Below are 7,594 nucleotides of genomic sequence, written 5' to 3'. Positions count from 1 at the left end.
CCCTAAATTCCCCCTACAAAGGCTTGGCTGGGGTGGGAGTAGCCTATGTGTTAGGGGTTACCCTCGCTCAAAAACAGGGGCAACTAGAGGGCTTAACAAGGCAATTGCTAGAACTTTTTACCCTCGGTACCATTGCCGATTTAGCACCTCTGACGGGGGTTAACCGCCGTTGGCTCAAAAGAGGCTTGAAACGATTGGCAGAACCCCAAATTTTGGGTATTCAAGCCCTGGTTGAGGTGGGGGGGGTTGATAAGAAGAAAAAAACTCTCAATTCTGAGGATATAGGTTTTAAATTAGGCCCTAGAATTAACGCCATTGGGCGTATTGGGGACCCTCAAATTGTCATTGAGTTACTTACCACCGAAGATAAAACCATCGCCCTTAACAGAGCTAAGGAGTGTCACAGTGTTAATCAAAAAAGGCAGGATTTATGTACTCAGGTTCAAAAGGATGCCATTGCTTCAATTGAGGAAGGTGGTATAAATTATAAGGGCGATCGCTTCTTATTACTAATCGGAGAACACTGGCATCATGGGATAATTGGTATCGTTGCCTCCCGTTTGGTGGAGCGTTATGGAGTACCTGTTTTTATTGCTACCTATGAGGATGAGGAGAAGAAATATATTCGAGGTTCAGCTAGGGGAATAGAGGAATATAATATCTTTGAAGCCCTGCAATATTGTGATGATTTATTATTAAAATATGGGGGACATAAGGCCGCAGGGGGATTTGGTTTTGAAACTAAAAATATCGATTTAATTAAAGAGAGGTTAAGGGAATTTAGCCATAAATTATTATCCCCAGAACATCTCAAACCTTTACTTAAAATTGATGGACAAATTAGTTTTTATGATGCTAATTTTGATTTAATAAAAGAAATTGAAAGTCTTTATCCTTGGGGTATAGAGAATGATTATCCTATTTTTTGGACACCCGATGTTACGGTTATTGAACAAAGAAAAACTCGCTGTGGAGAACATTTACAATTAACAGTTCAAGATGAGTCAGGGGCAAAATTAAAATGTATTGCTTGGAATAAAAGTTGTTATTATCCTTTACCTCCTAATATTGATATTGCTTATAAGTTGTCTGTTAATGAATGGCGAGGAGAAAAAACTGTACAACTAGATATTCAAGGGTTTAGGTAATTGACAATGGACAATGGACAATGGACAATTACTAAAGAGTTATTTTTATTAAAATGTCCAAGGGATTATTTATTGTATTTGAAGGAGTTGACGGGGCGGGAAGCTCAACCCAGGCGCAACTTTTACAAAATTATTTTACTCAGATAAATCAAAAATCTATTATTAGTCCAGAGCCTTCCGATGGCCCGATTGGTAAGTTATTAAGGGAGTTTTTAGGGGGTAGAAATGATTTTAATAATCAAGACTTATATGATCAGCAAATGGCTTATTTATTTGCGGCTGATCGCCATTACCATTTATATAATAACTTTAATGGAGTTTATAGTTTAAGGTCAAAAAATATTCATGTAATTAGTACCAGATATTATTTTTCATCCCTTGCTTATAATGGTAAAAATGAAAAAGATTACGATTTTATTTGTCTTTTAAATCAAAAATTTCCGCCCCCTGATTTAGTAATTTATCTCGATATTCCTGTGGATTTAGCTTTAGAAAGAATGTGCGATCGCCCCTTAAAAGAAATATATGAAACCAAAGAAAAATTAATAAAAGTAAGGGAAAGATTTCAAGAAATATTTGCTAACTATCCTCACAAAATGTTAAAAATTGATGCTAGGGAAAATCCTCAAAAAATTCATGGAGAGATTATTAATTATCTGGAAAAATGGAACTTATCGAACTAATTGAAACAGGATTATATATTTTTGCCAATCTTTTTAAATTAGTCCTAGAGGCGATCGCCCTTATATGTATATTATGGGGATTAATCAAAACCATAAAACTATCCATCTCTTACAAATTCCACCACCGTCCCCATGGATTTAGCAAAATTAGACTAGAATTTGGTATGTGGTTAGTCTTGGCCCTCGAATTTCAATTAGGAGCAGATATAGTCGCCACTACCCTTAGTTCCGATTTTACCTCCCTTGCAAAACTGGTGATAATTGCGATCGTTCGTACCGCCTTAAACTATTTCCTAACCAAAGAATTAGAAGGAAAACTACACGAATAATTATGATTTGTATCAAGTTCGGATAATGCGTTATGGATAGATTGCATTTTTGCAGTCGCTCCACCGTGTAAACAATTAATATGAAATATAAAAAAGATTGCTATAAATATAATTCGGCTGGGATGTCATTTTAAAGGCTTTATTTGTCGCAAACATTTAAGTATTTCATATAAGATTTACTATCATCCACTTGCCACAGTTGACAATAAACAATTATTATCTTTTTTCTGTTGCCTGTTCCCCGTTCCCTGTTCCCCACTCTAATTAGTATATTATTGAAACAGTATTTAGTATAAGATATTACTAATTTGTAAGTGATCCAGCGGACTTGATATTATCTGCCTAAAAATTACAACTACGGCGACGCTCTCTGGTATGCTCAGGTTCAAGCCAAGAATAGGCAAAATGACTAATAGAAATAATACCCCTGTTAGCCTGTCTAATGCCCTCCATTTGAACCTCAAGGGAAGGACGTTGCCCCTCACTTCTGCCCCAAAAACCAGCTAAAACAGGTTTAACATTACTAACATTGGGAATCTCATCGGCCACCGTTTGCACCTGTTGAGCAATACAACTAGCACTGCCACAAAGCGCATAGGACATAGGATGAAATTCTGGTAAACTATGGGGAAAATTATCCCAAGGTTGTACCCGAGAATCAAAACCAATTTCCCCCACGGGTTGATTACCTTCTGGGAAAAATACTGCCCCGGCGGGAATGCCCATTTGCCGTACCTGATTTACCGCAAAATTAAGAAACTCAATTACCCCTTGGGCCGCATGGGCAACGGTAAAATACCATAAATCCAATTGCAAAGCCGATAAATTATTGGCAGAATTGGGGTTTCTTCCTTGCCAGAGGGGCATAGTTTCATTGGGGTAAAGCTCTCGCATTTGTTCTAAATCACCACCATTAATAAACCCTTGATCAACGTATCTTTGTAAAATCCACCTACCCTGATTATTTAACGCCCTTGCTAAAAGTGCTTGACGGGATGCACTGCCATAAATCCATAAATCCTTTACCTTAGAAGCCACAGAATAAGTTCCCGCTCCCCTAGGGTAGCGAATATAATCAAACAAAACCCCATCAGGGCGACGTTGTAGCACCGCTTGGAGTAAACGTTGATAATCTTGTCTAGCCACGGGATGATAAGGATCTACGAAGGTTTGAGAGCCATCATCCACATAACCAATACTATTTTCCCCTTTACCATTTAACGCTAAAACATCAGTGCGATCGCCCCTAACACTATAAGAATAACCATAATTGAGGGAAAATAACCAAGCATACATTTTTAAACCGCGCGATCGCCCCTTTTGCAAAGTTTCCGCATATAAATCTCGATTTTCATAACCCGGTTGCTCTACCACACTTCTCCACACCGTATTATTACCATTTTTGGGCAACAATACCCGACCATCAAAAAAAACCTCCAGATAAACAGTGTTATAACCCAAATCCACAATACGATCCAACACCTTTTCAATAGAACCATCTAACACATCACAGGGGTAAATCCGCAACCAAATTCCTTGCTCCTTCAACCAATTACGATTACGACAATCGCGCAACATTTGTGAATGTCTTTGAACAACTTCTTGATATTCTCTCATTGTCTGACTATTGTTGCTTGTAAAGGCACGATTCCTCAACTCAGTCTTGAGGTTAATTTCATTTTGATTAAATCGACAATAAGCATCATTCGCACCCATGACAGGGGTAGAAAAAACCATGTGACAAACCATGGAAATCAAGGCAACAGTAACTACTAACCAACGATACTTTTTCATACTCAATAGTTCATGACAACGGGAAAGAAAAACTTTCACCATATTAACAACAGATCATCGAAAAGTAGGTGTTAGGAATTAGGTTTTAGGTTGTTTTTATTTTGTGATGAGATGCTTTAAATAACCGAACTGCCCGTAAGCGTAAAGAACATTTTCAAAACGTACCGCAGGATTTTGATAATATTTAAAACTCTTATATATTCCCCTAGCAATCCTTTCCCAAGCCTTGAAAAATTGTTGTGACTTTTTAATATTTTTATCCTTGGCTCGATAAAATTCGCTCACCCCTTGCCACCAACTACGACGCAAAAACCAAGCCTTAGTTAATCTTTCCGGTTGCACATTATGCCCAACCTTCGCAGCGGGGATATATAGCACCTTTTTCCCACGTCTGATGGCCGTCTCAGTAAAAACAAGATCTCCATTAGATAATAAATTCTTCCCTACCCGATCAAACTTAACATCAAACCCCCCCACTTCCTGCCAAAAACTACGACGGAAAGAATAGTTTAAACCCCGTGGAGTCAAACCCGCATCATCAATTTGTTTAACCTCATCTCCCAAATCATAAAACCCCAACGCTATGGCCATATCATCCGATAACCATGATGGTAACTCCGAAAATCCTTCCGGTAAGATTAAATCTACTTTACCCCCAGCGATCGCAACTTGATCATCATTTTCAAACACCCTTAAGAGAGTTTTAAGCCATTGAGGAGGGGCGATCGCATCGTCATCCAAATATGCCACAATATCACCAGTGGTAGATTTTACCCCAGTATTTCTAGCCACCGACAATCCCAATGTAGGTTCATAAACATACTTTAACTGAGGATTATCCCCCAACAATTCTTTAACAATGGTAGCCGTATTATCAGTGGAAGCATTATCCACCACCACTATTTCATAATCTTCAAGATCTTGATTTAATAAGCTATTCAAAGCATCTTTTAAATAGGCTTCTCGGTTATAAGTACAAATAACCACACTAATAGAAAGAGAACTCATACTATCCACCCCACAAAAATTTGTTACACTAAAATTTAAACAACAGAAAAGTTGTTTTAATAAATGATAAGTTATACAAGTAATAATAAAATAAATAATCCATAGATAAAGGGGGACAATGAATATTTCCCTACACCAATCAAGTAAGGAGACAATCTTACAATATTTACTCAAAAAAGATAAAGCCACAGCCCAAGAAATAGCCCAAGCCATTGACATCAGCCCCCAAGCCATTAGACGACATCTAAAAGACTTGGAGAGCCAAAACTTGATTGACCATGAAATAATGCCCATTAAATCTGGTCGTCCTCAACATTTATATTATCTTAGTCAACAGGGAAGGGATCTTTTTCCTCAAAATTATGGTGATTTTGCCGTTTCTTTTTTAGATACCATGGCCGAAACAGTGGGGGAAAAAAAGGTAACGGAAATTTTGGCAAAACAGTGGCAAAAAAAAGCATCCATGTATCGTCAACATATGCAAGGGGCAAACCTCGAACAAAGAATTAAACAATTGGCCGAAATTCGTCGCCAAGAAGGCTACATGGCCGAGTTATATTGTTTGAATGATACCGACTGTGAGAAGTTTTTTCTTAGTGAACATAATTGCGCCATTTCCGATGTGGCTCAATCTTATCCCCAAGTGTGTGGTCATGAATTAGAAATGTTTGCTTCTCTTTTTCCTGATTGTACCGTAGAAAGAACTAATTGGATTTATGATGGGGAACATCGTTGCGGTTATTTAATTTCCCATCAGTAATATAAAATGAAGGTGATTATTTGAGGTATTTTCATGATTGACAATCAACAATATTTAAGCCAAGAGGAATCTATGGCGGTGGAAATGGCTTTGTTAACTTCCCAAGAAAAATTTTTAACCCGCTTAACTATTTCTTCTTTACGATTATTACAACAAATCGCCGAGGATTTAGATATAAGCGTCGATGAGTTAACCCCCCAACAGATTATTACTTGGATGGAAAAAGATAGCAAAACTAGACGGGAAGAAGGGATTGATAAGGCAGTTCTAAAATGGGAATAATGGGGGCTTTGTTGTTAAGATCGAGGGGTTAGGATTAAAAATTGCTGAGGATAGATAATATCATGATCGCTACCATTAACCCCACCACTGGAGAAACCCTTCAAACCTTCATGGCTTTAACCGCCACTGAAATTGAGCATAAATTGGACTTAGCGGATTCTACGTTCCAAAACTATCGCAAAAGTTCTTTTGAATCAAGGGCAGATAAATTATTGAAGGTGGCAACTATTTTGGAAGATGATGCCCCCGAATGGGCTAGGTTGATGACTTTGGAGATGGGAAAGCCTTTTCAAAGTGCGATCGCAGAGGTCAACAAGTGTGCGCTTGTCTGCCGTTATTATGCAGAGCATGGAGCGGATTTTTTAAAAGATCGAGTGGTGGAAACGGATGCTTCCTATAGCTATGTAACTTATCAACCATTGGGGGTTATTTTGGCGGTTATGCCTTGGAATTTTCCTTTTTGGCAAGTTTTTCGGTTTGCTGCCCCTACCCTCATGGCGGGGAATGTAGCCTTGTTAAAACACGCTTCTAATGTTCCTCAGTGTGCCTTGGCGATCGCCACTATTTTTAAAGGAGCAGGATTTGCGAAGGGGGTATTTCAATCACTATTAATAGAGTCTGGGCAGGTGGAGCAGGTGATTAGAGATGATCGGGTAAAGGCTGTAACCTTGACAGGAAGCGAGTTGGCGGGGCAGAAAGTGGCTTCTGTGGCGGGGGAAGTGCTAAAAAAATCCGTGTTGGAGTTGGGGGGAAGTGATCCTTTTATTGTTTTAGAAGATGCTGATTTGGAGGAGGCAGCCACCGTGGCGGTGGAAGGGAGGATGCGCAACAATGGTCAATCCTGCATTGCCTCTAAGCGATTTATTGTGGTAGAGGCGATCGCCCCTAAATTTGAAAAATTATTATTAGAGAAGTTCCAAGCCTTGAAAATAGGAGATCCCATGGCAGAAGATACGGATATTGGCCCTTTGGCTACCCCTGCAATTTTAGCAGAATTGAATCATCAAGTCCAAAAAACCATTGATATGGGAGCAAGGGTTGTCATGGGTGGTAAACCCTTACAGGGGAAAGGTAATTTTTATCCTCCCACTATTTTGACCAATATTCCCGAAGATTCTCCCGCCATGACAGAGGAATTTTTTGGCCCTGTAGCTCTCTTATTTACCGTTAAAGATGTTCAAAGGGCGATCGCCCTTGCCAATAACACTTCCTTAGGATTGGGGGCTTGTGTTTGGACACAAAATGAGAAAAATATCGAACGTTGTATCCGAGACATTGAAGCAGGAAGCCTATTCATTAACGATATGGTAAAATCCGATGTTCGTTTACCCTTTGGAGGTATCAAACGTTCTGGTTATGGACGAGAATTGAGCGTTGAAGGTATTCGAGAATTTGTCAATATTAAAACCATTTGGCAAAAATAACTCCATATTGGTTGCAGGTGTTTAGGAGATAGGGAGTAGGGGTGATGATAGTTCAATTTATTGAACGATAAACTGTTAGCCTTGTAATTCATTGCAAGGGGAGTGATGATATATTTTTTAAATCGGATTGGGTATAATTCATTACACGATGAACGAAGATACAATC

8 protein-coding genes are annotated in these 7,594 nt (G+C 38.8%); 6 read left to right on the top strand and 2 right to left on the bottom strand.

Annotated features, from left to right (window positions below; genetic code table 11):
- The 3 genes from IQ215_RS09810 to IQ215_RS09800 form a co-directional block, all read left to right on the top strand.
- Nucleotides 1-1,148 (top strand): single-stranded-DNA-specific exonuclease RecJ (locus IQ215_RS09810; protein ID WP_193801129.1); only part of this gene is annotated, 1,148 nt, incomplete at its 5' end.
- A gap of 53 nt (nt 1,149-1,201) precedes the next feature.
- Nucleotides 1,202-1,831 carry a dTMP kinase gene (gene tmk / locus IQ215_RS09805; protein WP_193801128.1) on the top strand — a complete coding sequence of 210 codons (630 nt, stop codon included), beginning with the start codon at nt 1,202-1,204 and terminating at the stop codon, nt 1,829-1,831.
- Nucleotides 1,813-2,160 (top strand): DUF1622 domain-containing protein, encoded by a 348-nt coding sequence (locus IQ215_RS09800; protein WP_193801127.1) that lies wholly within the window; start codon nt 1,813-1,815, stop codon nt 2,158-2,160. The genes tmk and IQ215_RS09800 overlap by 19 nt, the downstream gene beginning before the upstream one ends.
- A 342-nt stretch (nt 2,161-2,502) precedes the next feature.
- Here the strand turns inward: IQ215_RS09800 and IQ215_RS09795 are convergent, their stop codons facing one another.
- On the bottom strand, nt 2,503-3,996 hold the full coding sequence (locus IQ215_RS09795) for a family 10 glycosylhydrolase (RefSeq protein ID WP_241735299.1): 1,494 nt from the start codon (nt 3,994-3,996) through the stop codon (nt 2,503-2,505).
- 54 nt (nt 3,997-4,050) lie between these two features.
- Nucleotides 4,051-4,962 carry a glycosyltransferase family 2 protein gene (locus tag IQ215_RS09790; protein ID WP_193801126.1) on the bottom strand — a complete coding sequence of 304 codons (912 nt, stop codon included), beginning with the start codon at nt 4,960-4,962 and terminating at the stop codon, nt 4,051-4,053.
- Between the two features lie 118 nt (nt 4,963-5,080).
- Between IQ215_RS09790 and sufR the strand changes: the two genes are divergently transcribed.
- Genes sufR through IQ215_RS09775 form a run of 3 tightly spaced genes read left to right on the top strand, consistent with a single transcriptional unit; the run spans nt 5,081 to nt 7,428 of the window.
- Nucleotides 5,081-5,722, top strand: coding sequence for an iron-sulfur cluster biosynthesis transcriptional regulator SufR (gene sufR, locus IQ215_RS09785; RefSeq protein WP_193801125.1), 642 nt, complete (start codon nt 5,081-5,083; stop codon nt 5,720-5,722).
- Between the two features lie 33 nt (nt 5,723-5,755).
- Nucleotides 5,756-6,004, top strand: a complete 249-nt coding sequence (locus tag IQ215_RS09780) for a hypothetical protein (protein WP_193801124.1) — start codon at nt 5,756-5,758, stop codon at nt 6,002-6,004.
- A 59-nt stretch (nt 6,005-6,063) separates the two neighbouring features.
- Nucleotides 6,064-7,428, top strand: a complete 1,365-nt coding sequence (locus IQ215_RS09775; RefSeq protein ID WP_193801132.1) for an aldehyde dehydrogenase family protein — start codon at nt 6,064-6,066, stop codon at nt 7,426-7,428.
- Nucleotides 7,429-7,594 lie beyond the last annotated feature (166 nt).

It is taken from the genome of Cyanobacterium stanieri LEGE 03274 (genome assembly GCF_015207825.1).
GTDB lineage: Bacteria > Cyanobacteriota > Cyanobacteriia > Cyanobacteriales > Cyanobacteriaceae > Cyanobacterium > Cyanobacterium stanieri_B.
The sequence above is the reverse complement of the archived record's forward strand: the minus strand, read 5'-3'. Positions and strand labels throughout refer to the sequence as shown.

Excerpts from the sequence above, each read along its gene's own strand:
- IQ215_RS09780 (WP_193801124.1), top strand. The coding sequence starts at position 5,756 with ATGATTGACAATCAACAATATTTAAGCCAAGAGGAATCTATGGCGGTG.
- IQ215_RS09795 (WP_241735299.1), bottom strand. The coding sequence starts at position 3,996 with ATGGTGAAAGTTTTTCTTTCCCGTTGTCATGAACTATTGAGTATGAAA.
- IQ215_RS09800 (WP_193801127.1), top strand. The coding sequence starts at position 1,813 with ATGGAACTTATCGAACTAATTGAAACAGGATTATATATTTTTGCCAAT.
- tmk (WP_193801128.1), top strand. The coding sequence starts at position 1,202 with ATGTCCAAGGGATTATTTATTGTATTTGAAGGAGTTGACGGGGCGGGA.
- IQ215_RS09790 (WP_193801126.1), bottom strand. The coding sequence starts at position 4,962 with ATGAGTTCTCTTTCTATTAGTGTGGTTATTTGTACTTATAACCGAGAA.
- sufR (WP_193801125.1), top strand. The coding sequence starts at position 5,081 with ATGAATATTTCCCTACACCAATCAAGTAAGGAGACAATCTTACAATAT.